Source organism: Marinibactrum halimedae (assembly GCF_021234875.1).
Taxonomy (GTDB): Bacteria; Pseudomonadota; Gammaproteobacteria; order Pseudomonadales; family Cellvibrionaceae; genus Marinibactrum; species Marinibactrum halimedae.
Map to the genome: position 1 here is coordinate 57478 of NZ_JAJQVM010000006.1, position 23781 is coordinate 81258.

The 23781-nt window shown below is 42.8% G+C and carries 24 protein-coding genes; 2 read left to right on the forward strand and 22 right to left on the reverse strand.

Features of this window, described 5'->3' with window-relative positions; genetic code table 11:
- Nucleotides 1-67: 67 nt before the first annotated feature.
- Nucleotides 68-292, reverse strand: a complete 225-nt coding sequence (locus LU351_RS05070) for a hypothetical protein (protein ID WP_232592974.1) — start codon at nucleotides 290-292, stop codon at nucleotides 68-70.
- Nucleotides 293-559: 267 nt separating this feature from the next.
- Between LU351_RS05070 and LU351_RS05075 the strand changes: the two genes are divergently transcribed.
- Nucleotides 560-829 (forward strand): hypothetical protein, encoded by a 270-nt coding sequence (locus tag LU351_RS05075; protein ID WP_232592975.1) that lies wholly within the window; start codon nucleotides 560-562, stop codon nucleotides 827-829.
- A gap of 123 nt (nucleotides 830-952) precedes the next feature.
- Here LU351_RS05075 and LU351_RS05080 read toward each other — a convergent pair whose 3' ends face one another.
- Both LU351_RS05080 and LU351_RS05085 read right to left on the reverse strand, forming a co-directional pair.
- Entirely contained in the window at nucleotides 953-2044 is a 1092-nt protein-coding gene (locus LU351_RS05080; protein ID WP_232592976.1) for a GGDEF domain-containing protein, read from the reverse strand.
- Between the two features lie 298 nt (nucleotides 2045-2342).
- Nucleotides 2343-2657 carry a hypothetical protein gene (locus LU351_RS05085; RefSeq protein ID WP_232592977.1) on the reverse strand — a complete coding sequence of 105 codons (315 nt, stop codon included), beginning with the start codon at nucleotides 2655-2657 and terminating at the stop codon, nucleotides 2343-2345.
- A gap of 548 nt (nucleotides 2658-3205) precedes the next feature.
- Here LU351_RS05085 and LU351_RS05090 point away from each other — a divergent pair.
- Nucleotides 3206-3865 carry a YceI family protein gene (locus LU351_RS05090; RefSeq protein WP_232592978.1) on the forward strand — a complete coding sequence of 220 codons (660 nt, stop codon included), beginning with the start codon at nucleotides 3206-3208 and terminating at the stop codon, nucleotides 3863-3865.
- A 195-nt stretch (nucleotides 3866-4060) separates the two neighbouring features.
- Here LU351_RS05090 and LU351_RS05095 read toward each other — a convergent pair whose 3' ends face one another.
- The 19 genes from LU351_RS05095 to LU351_RS05185 form a co-directional block, all read right to left on the reverse strand.
- A complete protein-coding gene (locus LU351_RS05095) occupies nucleotides 4061-5209 on the reverse strand; it encodes a hypothetical protein (RefSeq protein WP_232592979.1) in 1149 nt (382 codons plus the stop codon).
- A gap of 266 nt (nucleotides 5210-5475) precedes the next feature.
- Entirely contained in the window at nucleotides 5476-6153 is a 678-nt protein-coding gene (locus LU351_RS05100; protein WP_232592980.1) for a glycosyltransferase family A protein, read from the reverse strand.
- Between the two features lie 96 nt (nucleotides 6154-6249).
- A complete protein-coding gene (gene flgL / locus LU351_RS05105) occupies nucleotides 6250-7620 on the reverse strand; it encodes a flagellar hook-associated protein FlgL (protein WP_232592981.1) in 1371 nt (456 codons plus the stop codon).
- Between the two features lie 74 nt (nucleotides 7621-7694).
- Nucleotides 7695-9692 carry a flagellar hook-associated protein FlgK gene (gene flgK / locus LU351_RS05110; RefSeq protein ID WP_232592982.1) on the reverse strand — a complete coding sequence of 666 codons (1998 nt, stop codon included), beginning with the start codon at nucleotides 9690-9692 and terminating at the stop codon, nucleotides 7695-7697.
- 2 nt (nucleotides 9693-9694) lie between these two features.
- Nucleotides 9695-10768, reverse strand: a complete 1074-nt coding sequence (flgJ, locus tag LU351_RS05115) for a flagellar assembly peptidoglycan hydrolase FlgJ (RefSeq protein ID WP_232592983.1) — start codon at nucleotides 10766-10768, stop codon at nucleotides 9695-9697.
- A 13-nt stretch (nucleotides 10769-10781) separates the two neighbouring features.
- Nucleotides 10782-11945 (reverse strand): flagellar basal body P-ring protein FlgI, encoded by a 1164-nt coding sequence (locus LU351_RS05120; RefSeq protein ID WP_232592984.1) that lies wholly within the window; start codon nucleotides 11943-11945, stop codon nucleotides 10782-10784.
- 33 nt (nucleotides 11946-11978) lie between these two features.
- Nucleotides 11979-12680 (reverse strand): flagellar basal body L-ring protein FlgH, encoded by a 702-nt coding sequence (gene flgH, locus LU351_RS05125; protein WP_232592985.1) that lies wholly within the window; start codon nucleotides 12678-12680, stop codon nucleotides 11979-11981.
- 43 nt (nucleotides 12681-12723) lie between these two features.
- Complete coding sequence (flgG, locus tag LU351_RS05130; RefSeq protein WP_232592986.1) at nucleotides 12724-13509, reverse strand: flagellar basal-body rod protein FlgG; 786 nt, start codon at nucleotides 13507-13509, stop codon at nucleotides 12724-12726.
- 54 nt (nucleotides 13510-13563) lie between these two features.
- On the reverse strand, nucleotides 13564-14307 hold the full coding sequence (gene flgF / locus LU351_RS05135; RefSeq protein ID WP_232592987.1) for a flagellar basal-body rod protein FlgF: 744 nt from the start codon (nucleotides 14305-14307) through the stop codon (nucleotides 13564-13566).
- A 302-nt stretch (nucleotides 14308-14609) separates the two neighbouring features.
- Complete coding sequence (gene flgE / locus LU351_RS05140) at nucleotides 14610-15869, reverse strand: flagellar hook protein FlgE (RefSeq protein WP_232592988.1); 1260 nt, start codon at nucleotides 15867-15869, stop codon at nucleotides 14610-14612.
- Between the two features lie 113 nt (nucleotides 15870-15982).
- Nucleotides 15983-16690, reverse strand: coding sequence for a flagellar hook assembly protein FlgD (locus tag LU351_RS05145; RefSeq protein WP_232592989.1), 708 nt, complete (start codon nucleotides 16688-16690; stop codon nucleotides 15983-15985).
- A gap of 121 nt (nucleotides 16691-16811) precedes the next feature.
- Nucleotides 16812-17252 (reverse strand): flagellar basal body rod protein FlgC, encoded by a 441-nt coding sequence (flgC, locus tag LU351_RS05150; protein WP_232592990.1) that lies wholly within the window; start codon nucleotides 17250-17252, stop codon nucleotides 16812-16814.
- 4 nt (nucleotides 17253-17256) lie between these two features.
- A complete protein-coding gene (gene flgB / locus LU351_RS05155) occupies nucleotides 17257-17661 on the reverse strand; it encodes a flagellar basal body rod protein FlgB (protein ID WP_232592991.1) in 405 nt (134 codons plus the stop codon).
- 258 nt (nucleotides 17662-17919) lie between these two features.
- Complete coding sequence (locus LU351_RS05160) at nucleotides 17920-19077, reverse strand: lipase family protein (protein WP_232592992.1); 1158 nt, start codon at nucleotides 19075-19077, stop codon at nucleotides 17920-17922.
- 8 nt (nucleotides 19078-19085) lie between these two features.
- Nucleotides 19086-19601: a DUF6795 domain-containing protein gene (locus LU351_RS05165; RefSeq protein WP_232592993.1), complete on the reverse strand. Its 516-nt coding sequence runs from the start codon at nucleotides 19599-19601 to the stop codon at nucleotides 19086-19088.
- A gap of 354 nt (nucleotides 19602-19955) precedes the next feature.
- Entirely contained in the window at nucleotides 19956-20249 is a 294-nt protein-coding gene (locus LU351_RS05170; RefSeq protein ID WP_232592994.1) for a PAAR domain-containing protein, read from the reverse strand.
- A 67-nt stretch (nucleotides 20250-20316) separates the two neighbouring features.
- Nucleotides 20317-20889 (reverse strand): DUF6931 family protein, encoded by a 573-nt coding sequence (locus LU351_RS05175; protein ID WP_232592995.1) that lies wholly within the window; start codon nucleotides 20887-20889, stop codon nucleotides 20317-20319.
- A 127-nt stretch (nucleotides 20890-21016) separates the two neighbouring features.
- On the reverse strand, nucleotides 21017-22903 hold the full coding sequence (locus LU351_RS05180) for a type VI secretion system Vgr family protein (RefSeq protein WP_232592996.1): 1887 nt from the start codon (nucleotides 22901-22903) through the stop codon (nucleotides 21017-21019).
- A 316-nt stretch (nucleotides 22904-23219) separates the two neighbouring features.
- The gene (locus tag LU351_RS05185) at nucleotides 23220-23708 is read right to left on the reverse strand and encodes an Hcp family type VI secretion system effector (protein WP_232592997.1); all 489 of its coding nucleotides are present in this window, start codon (nucleotides 23706-23708) and stop codon (nucleotides 23220-23222) included.
- Nucleotides 23709-23781 lie beyond the last annotated feature (73 nt).

The window sequence follows — 23781 nt, forward strand, 5'->3', positions numbered from 1 at the left end:
GACGCTTATCTAAAGCGTCGGTATTAATTATGTTGCGCTCTCATTTTTATCTTATTTATTACGCCTATCACTCATCAGTATAGACTGTATTTAAACTAGGGCCAGAGTTCTCACTCTCTTCAATTTCCCGATTTACCAGGGCCAAAAGCCTGTTCAAATACAAGATATCATCCTGGATTTCAGAGAATTCATCTTCGTCATCACACTCTTCTTCTGATACAGAGGTTAATGTTCCCTCATACGCTTGAATAGCTGCACGAATATAAGTTAGATCTTTATATGAAAATGGCATTCTAGAACCTCTGCTTCATGTACTTTTTCAAACACTCTAATTTCTCTATAAAACAGCCACCCTAAAATAAAAAAGGCAACTCTAAGATCCATCACACACCACTCTTATACTGATTAAAAAATAAACTAAAACACCATTTAAAAACGATTTGACACTCTATTCATTATATTGCAACTCAACGATAAACAGAGTACTTTCAAACCCACAAAACTCTCCATCAAGAGTATAAACATCATATAGATTATTTTGCATACAAAAGGAAGAGACATGGGACTTCTCGACAAAGCCAAAGAGCTCGGAGACAAAGTCAACGAATCCGTAACCTCATTCAGTAGTGACGAAGTCATTGCCAATACGATTATCAGAGCAGTAGAAAAACAAGAAAAGGTAAATGCATTATTAAAAGCGAAAGGGTGTAATTATCGGGTATCTGATATTGACTTAGGCATGGGAATACCACCTACCGTTACGTTTGGTGTGAGACGAGTGGGTGAAGGTGAAGACGACACAAAAGATGAGTCAAACAACATGCCATAACAAAGGCTATCGCTTATAAAACCTGTACTCGAAACGCGAATACAGGTTTCAAGCACTCTAGCCTTTAAAATAACTGAACTTTTTAATTCGCTAACAGCTCCAAATAATTAGCTATTAAAATACTCAGTTATACATGGCAATGGGCGCCACAGCACTAGATTGAATGGCAGCTCGACTCACACACACACGGTTACGGCCTAGGTGTTTTGCTCGGTAAAGAGACTGGTCGGCACTGAGCATTAAATCTTCCAACGAGTCATCTTCATTATTTACATCCAATAAAGAGACACCAATACTGGTTGAGATTTTCAACTCAACATCTACAGCAGAGATCTTCATCGTTTCAATGACCTGGCGAAGCTTTTCAGCAAACCCCACGCCTTCGGTTAAATCGGTATCTGGAGCGATAAGCAAAAACTCTTCACCGCCGATACGACCAAACACATCACTACTACGGATATTTTTTGATAAAGTTGCCGCAAAGGTTTGTAGCACAACATCACCCACAGCATGGCCATACTGATCGTTAATAGACTTAAAATTATCAATATCCAACATCAGACACACAATAGAAGAACCACTCACTTTGGAGTGCTCCACACATCGATGAGCCAATGACATAATTTTTTGACGAGAGAAGACATTAGTCAGAGGGTCGTAATCTGCCGCTTGCTGAAGTACTCGCTCTTTATGTTTTTGAGCGGTAATGTCGTGCCAAATAATCAAATTGGCAATCACTGAACCATCTTCGCCGTACATCGGAGATGCACTGAGTGCTCCCCACTTATAACAAGATGCGCCCAGGTTGATAACCGCTTCCACACTGCCAATCTGAGCCCCAGAGACCATTTGCTCACCCAGTGAAAAATGTTCAGCTAACAATGTTGAACCAAACTGAGCGGGAGACAAAGTGACTCCACTGGAAGGAGACGGCATTTGCCCACCTTCTAATGCCGTTTGCCAAGCAAACAGATATTCGGTGATTTCCGCATCCGTCAGTTCGTTTGGCACAGAATCAAAAGCCGAATTAGCCACTTTATTAGTAAGACTGGAACAATCTACTTTTCTCTGATCAGAATAAAACTGAAGCGCCGCATCGTTCCGATAGAGAACATCACCCGTAGGCACCCCTATCACCATAACGCAAGCAGAAGACGCATCCATTGCGCGTGCAAGCTGTGTTAATACTTGATTGTCCAATTTGTCGCTGTGCATGTTGATTTCCCTATTTTCGTCGAATCTCTCAACGTTAAGCCGCCAACGTTCTAGTCTATTGTGACTAGGAAGTAGTTATTCACTCTAACCGCCACTCTGTGGCTGAGCATACTGATATACTACTTGGCGATTTAGCATCCATGTCCGAATAAAGTCGCAAACATTGTTCAAACGAACCATTAACTGATCAAACTGCAACCACATTAATAAACGGTATCTTTATTCGGAGACTTGCCATATATTGTGGTCAGTTTAATGACCAAAAGCGATTACACCTTATTACAAGTATCTGAATAGGTTACACCATTTCACCTTGTGAGAGGTGGTAATCTGCGCCGTTATTTGCCCCAGAAACCGCCCGTATGCCCCTGTAAACTGGGCGACTCGCGCAATCCAGTACTTTAGTGTCTTTTGAGTAAAGCCGCTTCGTCACCACCTTTTCATCAATGGCACCTTCATTAACGACACCTTCATTAGCAACACTCTCAATAACAACACCCTCATTAACAAAGCTCTCATTAACAACATTTTGGCAGCGGTTTGGCTGGCACTTTTCTGATTGATATTGGTTTGATTGATAATAGTTTGTGTCTAAAAATAGAGTCAAAATCACGTGAGTCTCTTTATGCATCGAATAAGTTTGTTACACACCGGATTTGTACACGGTGCACCATGTATCAATAGGAGGTTTTTTCAAGTTGAATGAAAGCCAAGCAACATACGAATCAGACTGATGCTAAAGAAACTCGCTCTAGCCGTCATAATCGTTTCGGTCATGTTTACCAAGTGGCTAAGGGCAGCTTTTGAGGTGCCGCCGGAATGTTTTTATGTTTATCACGCTATTTTGATGGGTTCTAGAATAAGTCATAAAGATGTCACTCTCATGACACACAGCACTACTCACACGCGCTACCCAGAAACGTACTACTCACAAACGTACTGCCCAGCAACGCATTCGTCATAGAAAACGACTCATGGTAAAGGCATATTCATTAAAGCACGAATAATTCTCTATTTTCGAAGAACCTAGACATAAAATAGACCGGTATTCCAGTATTTACAAAAAGCAGGTACTCACAATACATTCTATGAGGCGGTGCGTTATTGCCATTGAGTACTCTGATTACCACTCAACCTATATTTATATCGGAGAATTTCAGTATGCATGAAAGGAACGTCGCCCACCGAAAATTAAAGCGTATGGCTTATCTGTTAACACTGCTCGTTGTGGGCTTTTCAATTAGTGCATGCACCAACACCCTCTCTCGACTGCTCACCCCCACCGTTGCCGTAGACGTAGCCAGCTTTAAACCCGGTAGCTACTCCTTAGATACCGCCCATCAATCGGTCTTGTTTAAAGTCAAACACATGGGGTTATCCAATTATGTTGGACGATTTAATACTGTGGAAGCAGAATTGGATTTCGACCCTACCACTCCCTATAACAGCCGGCTGCAAGCAAAAGTCGTCACCAATAGCGTAGATACCGGTGATAATGACATTGACCAAATGCTACGGAGCTCGTCATGGTTCAACAGCCAAACCTATCCAGAAGCGATACTGGAAACTCAATCTTTAGAGACCATAGAAGGGAATCGGTATAACTACCTTGCCAATTTGACCATTAAGAATATAAAAAAAACCATCCCATTAACCGTTGAATTCCACGGCGGAGCTTACAACCAGTTAACACAGCGTTACACCATTGGCTTTACTGCCACAATGGAAATAGATCGACATGCTTTTGATCTCACGGATTACCCTGGGTTGGTAGGAGACAAAGTGACGATAGTGGTTGATGCTGAATTTCAAAAACAATAGCAACCAAGCCGTTAGGCAAAGCAATACCACTACATTGTTTTTATTTTTTGGTGACAATACTAAAGAAGGCGGATTCAACACGAAGCGCATGATTAATCACCCCCTCCAATTTCAGATTAATCATGCACAAGGGTAAACTGCCGATTATAAAACCTTACAAGTTAAACGCACATATTATTCCCATGTCACTTCAATTTATTCCCATGTCACTTCAATCGCGTAAGTGGCGTCTTTCTGTACTTCAATTTCAAACTGACGCTGTGGGCCTATACCGTCAAAATACACATCCCGATCCTCAGAGATAAAAGTATATGTGGTTGGCTGAGCATTATTGCTGGTTGCACGTGTTCCGCCAGACGCAAATAACCAAATTTTACGCGCCCTTCTCTGTTTATACACGGTTGCCACAGTCCAATTTGGACGATCCTCTACATAAGCCAACTGCCTTCCTGTCTTACTAACGCGAGACCAATCCCCTTTATCTGCGCTAGTGCGCCACCACAACCCTCCGATACAGTCGGCATAATTGGCACAAATAATCATCTCCGCCAAACTGTGGTTTTCACTGGCAAAGTAAGGCTTACCTTCTTGTTTGGACTGTTTTAAAAATCGTATGTAATTTTTCATGGTGCCGTTAATGACGTGGGTTGCTGCCCAATCTGTGTTATTTTGAACATAGGGCCACCAGTTATGAACCGCCCCCGCACTCAACGTTGAAGGCCCCACAATAGGGTAATTTGACAGCGTATCATCTTCGTTAAAAACACGATGTATTTTTCTCCAATTCTCTTTGTTTTTATATTTATCACCAAAATCCGTTTCATTACCTGGCTCAATGAACCTTACTGTTAAATTATGGACATCCTCCACATAACGAACATAAGCCTTAAACATATTTCGCCAGCGACCTGTATTGATATTATTGCCATTGGCAGATACATAATAAGGATGCACCTTATCTTTCGCACTGGACGCCATTAACGTAACCGTACGAATCTCTTTATAGTTATCTGGATCATTTTGAAAGTTCAAGCGATTCAATTGATCCAGTTTCTCTACATAGCCATCAATTTCGGCTTTCGCTTCATCAGAAAGCGTTCCATCTGCCTGTAAAGCATATTCTTGTACTGCTCCAAAACGCATTGCATCAATCGTATTACCGACATACTCACTTGACTCTCTAACATTAGACGTCCCCACCGTCCACATCTCACTCTGTTTTACCACGCCTGCATCTCTTGTATTAAAACGGACATCAATCGCTGCAACCTGTGAACTTAACATACTGATTAAAGACGCTACCGCAACTCGCTTCCCGTATTGAACAGAGAATAAACTTTTCACATTGGCACCTTTTCATTATTAATTTTGTTAAAATGGAATACTGTATGAAAAATTAATACTTATATGAATATTGAGCGAACGAATAGAAGACCCAAACACATCGTTCGTCTTTACTCTAACACGTCATCAAAAGGGAAATAGAGAATATAAAAAAGCAACAAACGAAAAAGGCGCCAAAAAAACAGCACCTACAGAGTTACTTAAAAAAACGAAAAAAGAAAGGTGGTAAGCTCAGCATAAATACCGAAACAAAAAAGAGTGCAACATTAAGACAAGGGTATATTAATACCCTCCTTACCGTGTCGATGGTAATGTTGAATAATATGACTGACAGCCCTATTCCACTGCTCCCCGGTTGCAGAACGCGGGCCAGTAGAATGCATTCCTCTGCGGTTAATGAATAAAGGAAGCGGTTGCTTCACAGCCCTATATTGAGCCCACACTTTCAAGTAATAATCAAAATCTTCACCGGTGTCCATGCTCTCATCAAAGGGGTTATCTTTTGCAATTGATGCTTTGACAAAGTGCCCCATTTGTAACGATAGAAACGGATTAATACGAATTAATTGTTCAAACGATTGAATTTCCATTTCTTGCTTAGGTCTCAGTTGCGCAGTTTCACCAGACAATTCAGCAATGGCGCCCCAAATGGCATCGTACTCCTCAATAAGGCCAGTTACCGACTCAAAAGCACTAGCCACCATAAAATCATCCGCATCCAGAAAAAAAATCCAATCAAATCCCTCATTTATTGCCATCTCTACTCCCAAATTTCGAGCATGAGAACGGCCCAACTTGCCTTCAATATCTTCAACTGGGAATGCTTTTATTTCACTAAAAGGGCCTTTACTGTATTCATGAGCGCTTAGAATTGAGGTTAGGCATTCTTCCCAACGCTGTTCATGGCCGGGGCCTATTGGAGTAATAACTGCGCAATTTGTCATGAAAATAGGGTCTCTTTAAAGCAAGTACTATTTAATAACGGGTACTTTTATTCAACATTATCACTCATTGATTCAATGCCTGAGAAGGATGACTCATTACAATAAATCAAATAAACTAATATTAGTTACGGTAACAAAACTGCTTTGGGCAGCTTGTAACACCGTTTCTTGCAATCGTAGTTCACTAAGTGCGGCAACATAATCCAAATCTTCAATATCCGATAATGCCTCAGCATTAAAGAGTTTAGCATCTTCATGCAAAGCGTCTGTCGCTTCCAGTAAATTCATTCGAGCGCCAACATTCGCAGTCACCCTGTCAATACTTTCACCGGCTGCATCAAGTTGATCCAAAATAACACCCAATTGGTCACTCAAATACTGACCATCCGTTGGGGTGTCTGCTGGCTCCGATAACAATTGAGTTAAGGCATAAGCCGTTTCAATCACACCAGATCGCTCTTGCCGATCGATCTGAAAATTCATTTGTTCACCCACGCCTGGCCCAGCGCCATCCGCATCTCCGGCCCCCACTGGAAAACCATCTGTATCGACCGGAACGTAGATATTAAATACCTGCCCCATTTCAGCGGTCATGTCCACTTCGAGTGTAAGAAATCCATCGGCTGAGGCCGTATCTTCATTCAGTACATTAACCGGTGCCGTCACCGCAAACGGGCCAGAACCATCTGGTGCAAGATAGGTCGCGGTGTAATTCACCGGCACATCAGGGAAGTCAGGGTCTGTAGCGTCTCGATTATCCGTCAGCGTAATCGTTGTAGTTTGAGGCTGAGGCACCGCCGTATAAAGATCAAAGTAATTATCAAACGTCAACTCGTCGGCAAGAGCGCCTCCTCCAATACGCGCGTTATTAATGTTCGTTGTACGAGTGTCCACTCGACGCGGGTTATCGGTGTCCATATACACTTCCCACCCACTATCTCGAATATTCACATAACTGCCGCCGGCAATTTCAACTTCTCGCTCAGCCTGATCCCCCACATAAATAAATGTGCCATCCGGTTGAACTTGAAAGGGCTGAATACTCGATTGACTGCCCGCAAAAATATATTCTCCACGAGCATTTTGGCTGTTTGCCAGCCCCAATAATTGTTCATAAATCTCTTGCGACTCTAATGCTAACGCTTCGCGGTCGGCATTGCTTAACACACCATCACCGGCTTGAATAGCCAATTCTTCCAATCGCTGAACACCGACTAATACACCATCCAGAATGGTTTCCTGCTCAGACAGGCTATTCTCCGCAAGCGTAATGTTATCCAGATAACGGTCTAAAATAGCATTATCTTCGTTAATATTTAAAATCCGGCTGGCCGCCACCGGGTCATCAGAAGGCACCAGTACTTCCTGACCGGTGCTGATCTGTTCTTGTTTACGAAGAAGACGGCTGTATACGTCTTGGATATTATTAATACCGCCAGTAAAGGCTTGGTTCGTTGATACTCTCATCACTCACCTACTCAATGATACTCACTTATTATCAATGCTATTCTGCAACGCTTCTCTCAATATCCACAGCACGTTTAAATCTCCAAGATACGATTAAATAAATCGCGTGCTACAGAAATTACTTGCGCAGAAGCATTGTAAGCTTGTTCATATAAAATCAGGTTTGACGCCTCTTCATCCAAATTAACACCGGAAATTTGTTCTCGATTGACAAACGCCTGATCATAAATTTCCTGATTGGCCGCTGCTTCAATTTGTTTTTGTGCCGTCACCACCCCCACGGTTTCGACCAGCTGCCCATACGTATCCACCAAACTTTGATTGGGTCCAGCTACTGCTGATGAACTTCGAATTAAATCGGCAGTTTGCAACTCTACCATGGTCAATACGTTGCGGTTATCTGCAACCCCATTCGTATTAAAACTTACTGAGAATTCATCACCGTTTTCTGGTCGACCTGAAACACTCATTTCTATATCAATGGTATTTCCAGCACCGTCATCTAAAGTAAAAGCGATGGTATTTGTCACTCCGGGGTTAAACGCAATATTGGCGGGCGTCACCGTATACCCAGCAGGTAAATTTGCCACATCCCAGGTACTGGCACCTTCGTTATACACTAAATCAAAAGGGACACCCGGTGTTGCTCCACTGAGCATATTTTGCGTAGCAGCCTGCAAATCTGAGGCAAGCACAGGTTGTGTTATCGACATTTCACCACGATTAAACGTCGCCGTTTCTGCACGCAATGGAGAAGCAAATGCCAACTGCGTCGGCTCATTTAATACCAATTGGATTTCATCTGCACCATTACGCACAGGTGCAATAAAAAAATCATCCCCATTAGCCACAGCCCCAGAAGCCACGTTAATATCAAACCCTTCAGCAGGAAAACTCAGGGTTGCCGGCAGTGGTATGGCACCAGAGGCAATAATGGCTCTGTCGGCTAAACGCACTATTTCATAATTACCACTGTCAACACGCAAAGTGTAATCGCTGGCAGACAATAATGAACTATCGGTAATTTCTATCTCAAATACAGCAGAACCGGTATTGTCCACGTCATAGCTAACTCGATTTTGCATCGCATTGGTGGTATTCACTTCAGTGAAGATATTGACACCAAAATTACCGGCACTGTCTATACCCTGTGCTTGTTGTTGATTAAAAGAATCGGACATCACAATCGCCAAACGCCCTAATTCATTCAACGCAGGAATCACTAAGTCATCCTGATAAGACAACAGACCACCCAATTGACCACCACTGATCACATCGTTTAAAACCACACCGGTATCGGATAGGGCCACGTCCAATTGAAAGCCACTGTCTAAAGAAGGCTCAACTCTTAAAACATTCACATCACTGCTCACTACCAATGGCTGCCCAGTGCCCAAATTAATATTAATGGTGCCATCGTCTTGCTCAACAGGTAATATACCCACCAGCTCACTTAGCTCTCGTATCGCCTGATCTCGCTCATCCAATAAATCATTGGGAGCCCGATTGTTGGCAAATGACAGAGCAACCGCGTCATTTAACGCAGCAATGTTCGCAGCGTATTGATTAATCTCCGCGACTAAAGCTTCTGTTTGGTTATTGATAAAATTATTTTGCTGGCTGATTTCACCATAAAGCAAATTAAATCGATCAGCCAACCCCCCCGCCTCACTGAGCGATAGCTGCCTCCCCGCTACCGAAGCAGGGTCTTCTGATGCCGAAGACAATGAGGCAAAAACACGCTCAAGAGATAAGGTTAAACTGGTGTTTTCAGCCGCCAGCAAGCGATCTAATTGACTGGCCTGATCCAGATAAGACTCAGAAGCAGATAAATTTTGTCCTGCAATACGCAATTCTTCATTAATAAACCGGTTTACCAATCGATCAATATTATCAACCGTAACGCCATTACCTACAAAACCAGAACCTGTAAAATTTGGCTGCTGTGTCGATTGCTCTGTACGTTGACGCGAATACCCTTCCGTCGTTGCGTTAGTAATATTATGACCGGTAGTGGATAACGAAGTTTGAGAGGCTCGCAACCCTGACAGGGCAATACCAATTAATGACATACTTACCCCTCACCAGAATGCAGTAACAATGAAGACCGTGAAAATTCAGGCCGTTCTAAAATGGCAATAATTTTTTCCGCATATTTTGGATCAGTGGCGTAACCCGAACTCTGCAATTGCTTCACATATTGCTCAGGGTCATCACCCTGCTGAAGGGCCATTTGATAACGAGGATTATCTTGTAAAAACTGTGCGTAATCATTAAAACTTTCCTCTACCGTTGTATAAGCACGAAATGCTGCAGAAGTTTTTTTGGCAACACCATCTTGAAACTCGAGTGTATTTACCGTCACACGATCTCCACTCCAACGAGCATCTGCTTTAATATTGAAAAGATTAAAGCTAGATTGCCCATCCCTCTCAATAATATGCTTACCCCAACCGGTTTCTAATGCAGCTTGAGCAACAATAGCGCGACTATCAACACCAATTTGTTTACCCAATTTTTCTGCCAAAGGAAGCAAAGATCGAACAAACGCTTCAGGCGATGATGTGTCCACCTTCCAACCAGAAGGCATATTATTGTTAATTGATTCTGCATCAACATCGAGTATTTCAATTGGTTTTTTTTCTACACTCATCGACCCTGCAAAAATTGATGAAGACGGCTGACGTTTTTGAAACGTCAAGCTTTCTCGAGAAGAATTTATCGCTAGTCCTTCTTTATTTTTCTCTGCATCTTCTGCCCAATCCACGTCAAAGTTCTGCATTAATTGTTTTGCTAGGGTATCCGCAAGTCCCAACCCTTTACCACTAGACAACGACAAAGCCATTTGCTGATCAAACATTTGCTGGTGAAACTGCATTTCACTGCTGTTGAGCGGATTATCCTTCGCCAACACATCCACACTAGCACGCATGGTTTTCATCATTTCCTGCATAAAATACGATTCAAATTGTTGCGCAATACGCTTAAAGGCTTCTGGATTTTTCTCTCGTCCCAACGACTTAATATCTTGCAAAGACGATAAATCCGTAAATGTATCAGCACTATTGGGTTGTGTCGTTTTTCCAGTAGCCCCAATACCTTGTGGCTCTGGCATAGCAAGTTTTTGTGTCGCAACGGTCGATAACATAAAAACTCCTGCATTAGATCACAATCAATTCTGCTTTAAGTGCGCCGGCTTGTTTAAGGGCTTCTAAAATGGCCATCAAATCTCCTGGTGCGGCACCTACAGCATTAACAGCACGTACGATGTCATCCAAGGTAGAACCTGGCGCAAACTTAAACATTGGGTTCTGCTCTTCATCAACAGTAATGTCAGTTTGGGGTACCACTACCGTCTCACCACCACCAAGGGCGTTGGGCTGACTTACCTCCGGCGCCTCTTGAATGGCGACGGTAAGACTGCCATGTGTGATCGCAACCGGATCAACCGTAACATGCTGCCCCACTACAATTGTTCCTGTACGGGAATTAATAACCACACGTGCTGGCGCTTCACCAGGGTCGACTTCTATATTTTCCAACAGAGAAATAAAGTTTACTTTATGCTCTGGTTTCAAAGGTGCTCTTACACGAATAGAAGTAGAATCTTGTGCGGCAGCAGTATCTGGCCCCAACATAAAATTAATGGCATCTGCGATACGCTTTGCTGTTGTAAAATCAGGATGGTGCAAATTTAAAACAACAGGCTCTCCGCCTGCGAATTGTGTCGGCACTTCACGCTCTACCATCGCGCCATCAGGAATACGACCAACACTGGGGACATTAACGGTAACCCTAGAACCATCAGCACCTTCAACACCCAGCCCACCCACGACAAGATTACCTTGGGCAATGGCATACACTTGGCCATCCACACCTTTAAGCGGAGTCATAATTAAACTGCCACCACGAAGACTCTGTGCATTCCCCAAAGACGAAACCGTAATATCAATTTTCTGCCCTGGCTTGGAGAACGCGGGCAGCTCTGCATGAACAGCTACAGCGGCAACATTGTTTAACTGTAAACGCGTGTCTTGTGGTAAAACGATATCAAATCGTTGCAACATAGATAAAAACGTTTGCCCAGTAAATGGTGCTTGGTTAGTTTGATCTCCCGTTCCACTCAATCCGACAACCAGTCCATACCCCACCAACTGATTACTACGCACCCCTTGAATGCTGGTAATATCTTTAATTCGTTCACCATAAGCAACTGAAACGTTACCGAAAAAAAAGCAGGAAAAAGATAATGCAAACAAACCTATCGCAACTGACAAAGAGCGATTAGTTTTATTAAACTGAAAATTATTTCTGTATTTATTCATGGGATCATTTACCACATTTAAAGCCCATACAGTCTAAAACGGCCACACGGGACTATTAAAAAACTTCGACAGCCACCCCATCTCCTGAGAATCCGCTAACTCACCTGTACCACTGTAAGAAATTTTGGCGTTAGCAATACGTGTCGACACAACTGTATTAGTGGTACTCACATCTTCTGGTCGAACAATGCCACTGATGCGTATAAATTCATCACCTCGATTTAAGGTAATCCACTTTTCCCCACGCACAATTAAATTGCCATTTTGTAAAACATCCGCAACCGTTACACTGATTTCCCCCTGCAAACTATTACTTTGGTCTGCATCCGCTTCACCAGAAAAATCTCGGTTTGCATTAATGTCAGTCAATAAACTTAAATTTGATGCACTAAGGCCTGTCCCTAAAATTGGCGCTTCATTAAGTTGAACTTCACTGTCTTTGACAACCGACACTTGCGAAGACTTCGTCGAGACAGTCCGCTCTTGCAATAACACAGTAATCACATCTCCCACACGCCGAGCCCTGGCATCACCATAAAGCATCATGGAGGTATTGGCTGAGAAAAGTGAACCATTCGCCGTCGGTAATGGCATACCCGAGGGTGCCATTATGGGGGCATAAAAAGGGTCTTCGCCTGGGCGCGGTATAGGTTGAGAAGCACAACCAACCAACCAAAGACAGCTCCAGAGAAACGCATGTCGACCCACATCATAGTGTAATTTTGATAACCACATAAGCGCTCTTCTCACAGTGAAAAAGACGTTCTTCATTAAGTCATTACAAATTTTGCGAAATATACTGAAGCATTTGATCTGCGGTAGAAACGACTTTTGAATTCATCTCATAAACTCGTTGAGTTGTGATCATATTAACCATCTCTTCCACAATATCGACATTGGAATTCTCCAATGTACCTTGCAGTAAATCCCCTAATCCGGCTTCACCTGGAGTACCGGCAATAGGGTTGCCACTGGCGACGGTTTCATAAAATAAATTGCCACCAATGGATTGAAGTCCTGCAGGGTTAATAAAATCCACCGTTTGAATTTGCCCAATTTCCTGGAGATTGGGATCACCTAATACGGATGCAGAGACAACACCATCAGATCCAATAGTGAGTACATTCGTGTCTTCCGGTACAGTAATGACGGGTTCAAGCAATAAGCCATTGGCATTGACTAACTGGCCTTGTGAATCCAAATGAAATTCACCGTTACGGGTATAAGAGGTAGTTCCATCTGGCATAGAAATTTGAAAAAAACCACGCCCACTGATCGCCACATCCAATGCTTGATCTGTCACTTGCAAACTGCCTTCGGTAAACTGCTTTTGCGTGCTGACAACTCTTACCCCTGTACCTAACTGTAAACCAGAAGGCAGTACGGTATCTTGTGTCGACTGAGCACCCGGCTGTCTGGTTACTTGATATAATAAATCTTCAAATACCGCTCTATCGCGTTTAAAACCCACGGTTGAGGCATTCGCCAGGTTATTGGAAATTGTAGTTAATTGGGTATCTTGCGCACTTAAACCGGTTTTACTGACATATAACGCTGAATGCATACTGCCACCTCTTGTCTTTCAACCTAAAATTCAGAAAATAAAAATCAAAAAAAGTTATGAAATTTGCAATAAACGTCCGGAGGATTCACTCATTTCATCCACCTTACTCATCATTTTCACTTGCATTTCATATTGACGTGACTGACTTAAAATTTTGGTAAATTCATCAATCACATTGACATTACTGCCTTCTAAGAAACCAGAAATTAATTCAACATCTGGGTCTGGTAGAATAGGATCTTCATTTTTTAATCGGAACAAACCATCCGTTCCTTTTTCTAAGTTTTCACTATCTGGGTTTGCCAATTGAATTCGGTTAATAACGGCTAGGGCCTCAGGGCCTTGCCCCTGAATCGCCACGGTAATGGTTCCATCTGCAGCAATTTCTATACTTTCTTGTGGAGGTACGGCAATAATACCGCCGTTACCTAATACCGGTAATCCATTGCCGGTACGTAAAATACCAGCGGCATCCAATTGCATGTTCCCCGCACGAGTTAATGCTTCGGTGCCATCCGGGGCTTGTACAACAATAAAGCCTTCACCACGTATGGCTACATCCAGACTTCGGCCAGTCTCATTCAATGGGCCCTGTTCAAAATTCGTTGCAGGTCGCTCGGTTAATGCATAAGCACGGGTTGGATGCCCTTCACCATAATAAATAGGCATACTGCGGCTTTGTTCGAAGTCTGCTCTAAACCCTGTGGTATTGGCGTTCGCCAAATTATTGGCTCGCGCAGTTTGAGCCATCATATTGTTCTTCGCGCCTGTCATGGAAATATATAATGCTCTGTCCATCGTAAACCTTTTACTTACTGTCAAGTTTTTGCCATTTCAGCCGAAAACGCTGCTCTATTTATAAAAGAGCAAAAACAGTGCCAGAACATCAAATAAATTAAACAGCAACAAAAAACAGTAGAAATTTAAAGACATCAACAAAAAGGAAGGAGGGAGAGAAAAAAGAAAAGACAGACGAACGAAAATCACGTAAAGAAAGAAATAAAAAAGGCGACTCTCGCCGCCCAAAACACAGTCAATTCTATCTACGAATCCAATAACAATAGTGGCTAAACCACACCAATGACAATAAAATTAAACGTTTATCGAATATTAATAATCGTCTGCGTAGTTTGATCTGCTGTTTCAATGGTTTTTGAATTTGCCTGGAAATTACGCTGAGCAATAATAAGCTGCACTAACTGCTCTGTAAGGTCCGTATTGGATTCTTCCAATGCGCCAGAATTGATTAACCCAAGAGATGCCGTACCCGGTGCCCCTACATTCGGTTCACCAGAAGCAAACGTTTCAGCCCAAGAGTTATCACCCACCGGCTCCAAACCCTGATTACTATTAAAAGAAGCCAAAGCAACTTGACCAATGACTTGAGATTGTCCATTGGTAAAACGCGCAAAAATAGTCCCACTCTGGCTGATTTCCAAACCCGATAGCCGTCCTGTGGCATAACCATTTTGACTCACATCGGTAACACCAAATTCTGAACCAAATTGCGTTGTGCCACGATAATCGACGGTAATATCCGGTGTTAAGGGGTCTTCTGCATTATCCGGTGCCCAATCAAGAATAGAAACTTCTGTTGCACCTGCCACACCATCCACGGCAATCAATTGCCCGGAAGAATCAAACGTCATCGTATTAGGAATCGAAACACCGCCACCCGTATCCGTTGGCTGCCCGTCAATAAAAGAATATACCAACCAATCTGTCGTGTTACCCGCTGATGGGGTTTGAACAAAATATTGCGTGAGTGTGTGATTTACCCCTAAGCCATCATAAACAGTAACGGATGTAGCACTGTTGTAAGAGCTGGCATCAGTGGGATCAAAAACGGCCGTTAATGGAATATCATCGGAGGAATCCAAATTTAATTCCCAATCTACCCCGAAGGTTTGCCTGGGAGGAATATTATCGGCATTAATTTGCAATTCCGATAACACCCCGACAATATTACCGTCTTCATCGGCATCATACCCCTGCACAACACCACCATTATTACTGATAATGCGACCATCTTGATCCAACGTAAACGTACCATCTCGAGTGTATTGGGGCTCACCTGCAACACTTAAAATAAAAAAACCTTCGCCACTGATGGCCAAATCTAATTCATTTTCGGTATACAATAAATTACCCTGATCAAACGATTGCGAAATTTCCGTAACGCGCACGCCATCACCTACTTCAAAAGAACCAGACCCAAATAATGAATTAGCATAAATATCACCAAACTCAGCTCGACTTTCTTTAAATCCGATGGTTGACGCATTAGCGATATTATTACCTGTCACTTCAAGGTCTATATTGGCGGCTCGAATGCCACTTAGCGCTACGTTAAAAGTCATAATTCTACTCCAACACTCGTTCTGTACACACTCACTCTCGACACACCCATCTTTTAAAAATGGGATTTATGCACCCTCACCCAAAACTTAGACTTCAAAATCATTCAACTTAATTAATTAAACTGAACCACGTCATTGACGTTGTAGGCACCAATACCGGCAAGGTTTAAAGTTAATTCTCCATCTCCATTAATGGTTACGCTATTAACATTGGCACTTAAGGCAGTATCCAACTGAGAGGCTTCTCCATCAATGGTCGCCGTAACAACAAAGTGATATTCCCCATGAGGGACTTGCTCATTACTCGACTGCCAATCCAATAATTCCCCATTCACTTCTGCAAATTGCCCGTCCCAACGGAAAACCAATTCACCTTGTGATTGTTCACCGGCTGGAATCGTGTCAATTAATGATCCATTCGTGTCATAAACATTAATGGCCAACTCTGACGTTGACGCGGGCAATGTCACACTGCCTGAAATAATGCCATCAGGTGGTAGTAATGTATGGCTCGCCGGTACCGTTACCGATGTGCCCACTAATGAAGACGCTTCCAACGCCTGACTTGACATAAATGCAGAAGTAAAATCATCAAAACTTCCACTCAATTGAGCGAGGCTTTCTACTTGTGTAAATTGCGCCAACTGCGCAACAAATTCGGTATTATCCTGTGGGCTTAATGGATCTTGATTCTGCATTTGCACCGTCAGTAATTCTAAAAAAACATCCCGCCCCATTTCATTGTTTTCTTCGACAGCAGGTTGGCGGTTCGTTTGATATAAATGACCGATCGAAGATTCAACACCCGTTACGTCAGACATAACTTTCCCCTATCAACGGTTCTCTCTGTTGATACCTGTTTCTTTGTTGACCTATATTTCTGTATGAACAAGCCATTTTGTAAATTCACCATAATCAGACTACTGACAAACAAACATAAGATTATTGTCCCAACGTCAGCACTCTTTGCATCATTGTTTTGGCTGAATTCATTACCTCAACGTTCATTTGGTATGCACGCGAGGCAGAAATCATATTCGCCATCTCTTCCACCGGATTTACATTCGGGTAAAAAACATAACCTTCTTCATTCGCCAATGGATGATCGGGCTCATAACGCTGTTGTAATGGCGCCCCCGATTCCACAATACCCAGCACCTGCACACCGGCCACAGGGCCTTTGTCTTCTCCTACCGTATCAAAATTAATCGCCATAGCCTGCTGCGTTGCCGCTGCAAACACAGGGTGACGAGCACGATAAGTTTGATCACTACTGGAGGCCGCCGCTTCTGCATTGGCTAAATTACTGGCCGTTGTATTTAAACGAATACTATTCGCACTCATTGCCGATGCGGCGGTATCAAACACATTACCTAATGCCATGTCATTAATCTCCGCGAAGTGCTGTGATTAAGCCTTTAAAACGGCTATTCAAAAACGTAAATGTCGACTGAAAATCCAATGCATTTTCCATGTACGCCACATGCTCCACATGCTCATCCACCGTATTACCATCAATAGAGGGTTGCAAAGGATTGCGATACAGTAATTCTTCCGTATTGGCCATTTGCGCTCCACCGGGATAATGACGGGTATTGGTATTATTCATATCCAAACCCGTTGACGCGGGCTTCATGGCCTGCTGCATCGCCTTGCCAAAATCAATATCGCGAGCTTTAAACCCAGGTGTTTCGGCATTGGCGATATTATTCGCTAACACATCCGCACGCTGTGCCCGCACTGCAAACGCCCTCTCATGAACACCGAGTGCTTTGTCAAAGCTGATACCCATATTGTGAAACCTCGTACTAATAAGTTGTTGTCGGGAGACTTCGAGATATCACTCACCGACGAGCAATACACAAGACAAAGCACAGTACATGCCAACTTGATTTAGGCAATAAAAACAATGACTTATAGGGAAAGGGAGGAAATAAATAGAAAGGAAAACTCAAAAAACCTACGACAGCGGCAATAAACCGTTAAGATGCGGGAAGCTTATTGCCGCCTATAACTCTACAACTTTCATAAACAATACAGTAATGAACCTCTAAATACTTTTTAACGCTTTCTTTGCATATGAATACGCTTTCTGTGTAATCATCACTAAAATTCGATGTATAAATGATCGGGTCAGATCTTTCTTATCTTCTTTCGGCTCCATGCCCAAAGCCTGCATTAATTTTCGCATCAAACGCTGCACCCAGATACTGATATTCTTTGAAAGATCAATACCCTTAGCCAACATATAAGCAATCTTATCCAGGATGGTATGTGAACCTGAAACCGCACCTTGAATTGAGATAAGAACTGACATTGCTACCTTTTTAAGTACGTAAATTAAAGCAGAATCAATCCACCTCCAGAATGCATGACTATTTGCATCCACTGGCGATTTAGACTTCAGCCACCTTTCAATTTCGGACTCTATTGTGTATGGCTCTTCAGGTACATTTCCCAGTTCTTCCCACGATTTAGACTCCACATTATCAACATACTTCTGCATTGAATGCGCCTCTGCAGTCGCAAGCGGCTCAGATGACGAGATGAAATAACCTTTTCCCGGCGACGGAGCATGTGCATAGGGGTATAACGGAATCATAGGAACAGGGTCCGTTCGATGGTAAATTCTGTGCATATTCTCAGCGTATATTCGAGAGGTTGTTTTTTTAGTAAAAAATCCCAACCCCACCCTAGGCGCACCAAAGGTATACAACTGCACAGTATTCACATAATTTGCACTGATCCAGTCAGCAGCGAGAGACGCAACGGCTCCTCCTAAGCTGTGGCCAACACAATGGATGGTGCCTTTGATTTTCCCTGCATTAATAAAGGTTTCTATGTTTTTTTGCATACTGTTAAAAGTATGGTTAAAACCGATATGCACCGGAGAGCCCGTCTTCGAATAAGTGATACCTATACGAGCATCGGTAACAAAATCTGCTTTATTGTTCGCCGTAGTGGTGCCTCTAAAAATTAAAAACAAGTCGTCTTTATAAATTCCTTCCCCCATAACACACACCCCAAAACCATCAATTGCTGAACGAATAATATGCCCACCAACTGCTGCTTTCAGTACTTTCTGCCTTTCCCCTTGAGCAAAAATTGCCCTACCTAAAAAAATACGAAAAGGAATTTCATTATCGTCATTCACACCATAAATATCTCGAGCCAAAACTGCCGCAGTGTGAGCATCTAGTAAAGCCATATATCCTCCTATTTATTTTCTGGCATATTTTCCCACCTACAAACAGTTACAACAGTAGAACTTTTTAATTCATACCTCTTTTCTTCATTATTAATATCACACACAACTTGACCCACTGATTCACCACCAAATTCTGAGAAAAGCTCAGATTCAAATTTCGTGTTGTACCAAATCATATGCGACTCACCATCAATTTCGACTTCCACAATCGTATTACTGACAAATTGTGCAATTTTAGACATTGAGAGAACTTCTTCATGAATAGGAAGAGAAAAAAATCCTTTTTCATCCGTATAAAAATACTGCTCCTGAAAATCATCAACACCCGTCCACCTCAGGCGCCGAGTTATTTTCATATTCACTAAAGGCTCACCACCTTGATACAAAAAACCTTCCATACCGGAGGTGACAACATAAGTTTTTTCTTCTTTTTTAAACACCATTACCTCATCCTCCACACCACCATCAGACCGAAAACCACAAGCCACGAAAATAAAAGGCAAGAAAACTACAAAAAACTTCATACGCCACACCAAACTCAAAACCAAATACAATAGATACCTACCCCCGATAAAAAACTAAATAAAAAACCTGCTGAATACTCGGCCAATGAATGATAAATATGCGTTTTAGGGTGCGCTTTTAACAACCCCATAAAAAAAGCGATCATTAGAAACAACGTCAATAAACTTTTCGCCAAAATCATTAAATAACCCTTCTATTTGAGCTATTTTTATCACAGAGCTGAAAACAAAGAACGTAAGGCCAAATCGATACAACCCCTGCATATAAAATGCAAAGACACATCTCAACCTAAATTAACCATCAAAGAAAAAACAGAGACAAAAAAGCCCCATGATAATCATGAGGCTTTTTCGCTAACCGCCAACTAATACGGTAGGACATCCGACGACAATCTTGCCGCCGTGAGCTGTAGAATCGCCCATTCGGGCAGCAGGCTTTTTACAAATCATGACAGTGGTACTGCCCATAACGACACTATCCGGTGGACCAACACAAGTACACATGCTTCCTACAGTAGCAGAAGGCATTCCACCAATGATAACAGTAGGCCCCCCGGGACTCACAATTGGTCCACCCACATGGGGAACCGTTCCCGTCACCATAGGGCACACATGCATATCGCCAACTCTTGAGGCTGGTTTTCCCATTCACATCCCTCCTCTTTATGTCAAATTATGCGCTAATCTCATTTCTAGAACCTTCTTACCAAAAGGGCTAAATGAGTCCATTCCCACCTTCTGCAATATTAAATCCACGCATAAGCGCTTCTTCCATTTGCCCCTCTGGATCTTCAGGGTTAACCAAAGATGCCGCCAAAGACACACATCCTGCCACAGCGTGAGCATACAGATATTCAGGAGGCTGAATTTCCGGCTCATCGGGTGCGGCTAAACTACCACTGCACCAGCTCGCCGCCGTCGCCGCCCAGCTGGCAGGCGAATTGTGTTTTGTAACTTCGCCTAGACTACGGCAAACCTCACGATTCTCCTCAGTGGGTTTTTTTGCCCAAGTTTCCGCTGCGATCAACGCTTTCACGTTATTTTCGTCAGTTTGCGGTGTTTGAGCTTGCCTAGCCGCTATACACGACCACCATACCGCTTCCCGCTTAGGAAGCCCATGCGCCAAAAGCTTGATGGCGTCATGGTGACAGCCCGCTTTTATTAACGCCTCTATATTGGCTTTCGTCGTAGCCTCCGGCACGACTACGGCTTCCGCTTCATCGCTGAGCTCAAAATGTTTTAGCAATGGCCCAGCGCTGATGGCTTGAACACGAACCCAATCGCCCATAACGTCCCCTCTCAATTTCTTCTGTCGTATCCATGAAAAAATTTTTCAGCAATAAAGTATTTAATAAATAAACGCTTGGTAAGTTAGTGTGATATTCACAAACCCGTTACCATTACTTGCTTATTCATCAGTTAATCATCGTTATGCCGCCTTTCAACGTTAGCATTCCGCCACCTTTTACTTCCGCCATTGCACTACCATTAATTTTAACCGTCACCGCTTTGATCTCTACCCCTGTTGGAGTCACTTTAATGGAGCTACCGCCAACTTTAAGCTCAATAGACGCTTTAGAGGTGATTTTAATCGCTCCCATAGCATCGGTTGTTTGCTTGCCTTTACTGATTTTAAGCGTGTGGTTACCTTTACTGACGGTAGTGGTCTGATTCCCTTTTCCAATGGTGATACTTTCGTTGCCATCGGTCACTTTTAACGTGCGATTATTTTTAACTTCAATGGTTTGATCGTTTTCCACTTTACCGGATTGATCATTGTGAACCACATAGTTGTGATCTTTACCGGCCTCCATGTAAATTTCTTCCTCTCCACCTTTATCGTCGAATCGAAGCTCATTAAACGCACTGGATTCGTATTGTGTCTTCCAGCCACTTTGAGTTGCCGTATAATTTGGCCCCTCATTGGTTCCGTTATACACAGCACCGGTGACGATAGGGCGATCAATATCCCCATTTACATAATTAATCACAACTTCCTGGCCCACTCGAGGAACAAAGTTCGCCCCCCAACTCCCCCCAGCAAAAGATTGTGCAACACGCACCCAACAGGAGTTCTGAGCCGTATTCCAAGGAAAAACGACTTTGACTTGTGCATAGGGGTCTTTGGAGCTGTCGGAAGTGGTGGCCTTCACTTCTTTTACCGTTGCTAATTGGGGATAATAGATTTTTAGGCGTGACGCCGGAGGGGCAGGCCTTGGGTTGACACCTTTGGGCACGCATTTAAACGAATTTTGATACAGAGAGGAATCGGCATTCGAATCTTTGGCTAACAATTGCAATTCTGTAATGAGGTAAGTGCCTTTTTCAGTCTCAATACCATGATCTAATGGAAATCTTCCGCCAGCAGCAAACTCGACGCAATCACTGGTGCCAAATGCATTATCAAAAGCACCTTCTTCAGACTCCATCATGCGCTGTACTAGCGCCTTGTTATGAGATTCTTGCAGCTTATGCTTATTATCTTGATCTTGTTCAAATTTGAACAAACCGAAATGTCTACGAGTAAACGAGGACACATCATTCAGGCTAGAGCCTGTTGCCAAGTTCGATTTATTGTCTTTTGTTGTAGTAAATTCGTTGTAATCTTTCAGCTCAACATTACCAGTATGATAGGCTGTGCGACGCTCCCAAGAATGGACACTGTTTTCTTTAACGTAACTTGCCCCACCGGTGTAAAGCACATCTTGGGTAGTACTGTCGAAATAATCATTAGCATTATCGATCAGCACCATTTCGAGGGCACCATCAGAATGCTTGAAATAATAACTAATCCCCTCTTCACCCATGATCCGCTCTGCAAAAGCCAAATCAGATTCTTCGTACTGCACGCAGTATTCGCGGGTAATATAATTGCCTGTTAGTTTGAGGCTAAATTTCAGTACTTTCGAGTACTCTCCCAAAACTTCCTGCAAAATATCTTTGGCGCTTTTATTGTGAAAAACTCGGTTATTAGAGCCTAATCCCAAAAACCACAACCCAGGCACGATGCGTACCCTGTAGTTTCTTAGACCGCTATCATCTAAATCATAACCCGTAAATTCATTGACGTAGCCATGAATATAACGCGGCTTTTTAGAGCCAGAGTAATTTATGGTAAAAGTCATTGCCTTACCGACAATATCACTTTGTTTAAGGCCTTGATTATCAGACTGAAGATTAGCCGTGTATTCAAATAAGCGTGAAATCGACTCCGAGCCTTCAAGGTGGGTTGCAATAACCGCATCTTTACCAAAAGGCGTGTTCGCATGTATTAAGCGCCGATCCTGATTAAGTTCGCCCATAACAATCCCTTCATCGAATCATTTAGAATGTCTATACGAATATTATTGTAATCGTCATGTTATTCTTTTTGCGATGTGTTCACAATGCATAAAAACGTACTTGTCATCGAGTACGTCCTCATAAATTCAACAAGCTAAAAAATTAAAAATCGGCCCAATTAGGCAGAATCTAAAACTTACCTTAAATTAGCGTATTGGCTCATAAGAGTGATTCATTAATGAGTCATGAAAAGAAAAACACAGCGCCCAAAACAAAACAAGCCGGAAACAGCGATTCGCATCGCCGCAACCAGCTTGTCTTCCAACACTGAGAAACTTATAAAGGCTTCGCAGTTTCCAAGTCGTAACCGACTTTCATGTTGGCAGTATTTTTGTTTGTCTTATCAGCATGAGTAAGATCCGCTTCAATCTTAGCGAAGCTCAAGCAAAGATTCTCCTGCGGAGCACCGCCAGCGCTGGCACTGATTGAGTAAGAAGAAATCATGCATTGCTCTAACTTGTAAACGGCGTATTTTTCAACTGCTTTGGCGCCAGTTTGAACAACGTGAATCTCAACAGTAACACCTTCGTCACCTGTTACAGAGGCCTTGAACAAACCGCCAGAAGCAGCATCAAGTGCTTTAGTAACAGTCACTTCGCTCAAGCTTGGGCGAGTGGCTTCACGGTTAGACATTGCACCAGCTTCCATGGTAATGCCACGACCAACACCAAAGCTGAAAGAGGCCACTTCAATCCAGTCTTTGTAACCTTCAGCAGTTACGTTACCTTTTGGAGAAAGAGAGTTGAAGTTTAAGTAAACAGCCATAATAGAATTCCTTTTGGTAAAAAAATGTTGACACTGTTTATGATCTGCCGAAGCACAAGACATTAATCAGGGT

What these genes read in the sequence shown, in the direction of transcription:
- LU351_RS05175 (WP_232592995.1), bottom strand. Translation starts at nt 20,889, where the DNA reads ATGGGCGATTGGGTTCGTGTTCAAGCCATCAGCGCTGGGCCATTGCTA.
- LU351_RS05165 (WP_232592993.1), bottom strand. Translation starts at nt 19,601, where the DNA reads ATGAAGTTTTTTGTAGTTTTCTTGCCTTTTATTTTCGTGGCTTGTGGT.
- flgH (WP_232592985.1), bottom strand. Translation starts at nt 12,680, where the DNA reads ATGTGGTTATCAAAATTACACTATGATGTGGGTCGACATGCGTTTCTC.
- LU351_RS05075 (WP_232592975.1), top strand. Translation starts at nt 560, where the DNA reads ATGGGACTTCTCGACAAAGCCAAAGAGCTCGGAGACAAAGTCAACGAA.
- flgJ (WP_232592983.1), bottom strand. Translation starts at nt 10,768, where the DNA reads ATGTTATCGACCGTTGCGACACAAAAACTTGCTATGCCAGAGCCACAA.
- flgF (WP_232592987.1), bottom strand. Translation starts at nt 14,307, where the DNA reads ATGGACAGAGCATTATATATTTCCATGACAGGCGCGAAGAACAATATG.
- LU351_RS05100 (WP_232592980.1), bottom strand. Translation starts at nt 6,153, where the DNA reads ATGACAAATTGCGCAGTTATTACTCCAATAGGCCCCGGCCATGAACAG.
- flgE (WP_232592988.1), bottom strand. Translation starts at nt 15,869, where the DNA reads ATGACTTTTAACGTAGCGCTAAGTGGCATTCGAGCCGCCAATATAGAC.
- LU351_RS05145 (WP_232592989.1), bottom strand. Translation starts at nt 16,690, where the DNA reads ATGTCTGACGTAACGGGTGTTGAATCTTCGATCGGTCATTTATATCAA.
- LU351_RS05090 (WP_232592978.1), top strand. Translation starts at nt 3,206, where the DNA reads ATGCATGAAAGGAACGTCGCCCACCGAAAATTAAAGCGTATGGCTTAT.
- flgG (WP_232592986.1), bottom strand. Translation starts at nt 13,509, where the DNA reads ATGCATTCAGCGTTATATGTCAGTAAAACCGGTTTAAGTGCGCAAGAT.
- flgB (WP_232592991.1), bottom strand. Translation starts at nt 17,661, where the DNA reads ATGGGTATCAGCTTTGACAAAGCACTCGGTGTTCATGAGAGGGCGTTT.
- LU351_RS05080 (WP_232592976.1), bottom strand. Translation starts at nt 2,044, where the DNA reads ATGCACAGCGACAAATTGGACAATCAAGTATTAACACAGCTTGCACGC.
- LU351_RS05185 (WP_232592997.1), bottom strand. Translation starts at nt 23,708, where the DNA reads ATGGCTGTTTACTTAAACTTCAACTCTCTTTCTCCAAAAGGTAACGTA.
- LU351_RS05160 (WP_232592992.1), bottom strand. Translation starts at nt 19,077, where the DNA reads ATGGCTTTACTAGATGCTCACACTGCGGCAGTTTTGGCTCGAGATATT.
- LU351_RS05170 (WP_232592994.1), bottom strand. Translation starts at nt 20,249, where the DNA reads ATGGGAAAACCAGCCTCAAGAGTTGGCGATATGCATGTGTGCCCTATG.
- flgL (WP_232592981.1), bottom strand. Translation starts at nt 7,620, where the DNA reads ATGAGAGTATCAACGAACCAAGCCTTTACTGGCGGTATTAATAATATC.
- flgC (WP_232592990.1), bottom strand. Translation starts at nt 17,252, where the DNA reads ATGGCATTAGGTAATGTGTTTGATACCGCCGCATCGGCAATGAGTGCG.
- LU351_RS05070 (WP_232592974.1), bottom strand. Translation starts at nt 292, where the DNA reads ATGCCATTTTCATATAAAGATCTAACTTATATTCGTGCAGCTATTCAA.
- LU351_RS05180 (WP_232592996.1), bottom strand. Translation starts at nt 22,903, where the DNA reads ATGGGCGAACTTAATCAGGATCGGCGCTTAATACATGCGAACACGCCT.
- LU351_RS05120 (WP_232592984.1), bottom strand. Translation starts at nt 11,945, where the DNA reads ATGAATAAATACAGAAATAATTTTCAGTTTAATAAAACTAATCGCTCT.
- flgK (WP_232592982.1), bottom strand. Translation starts at nt 9,692, where the DNA reads ATGTCATTAATTGGTATTGCCCTGTCAGGGTTGCGAGCCTCTCAAACT.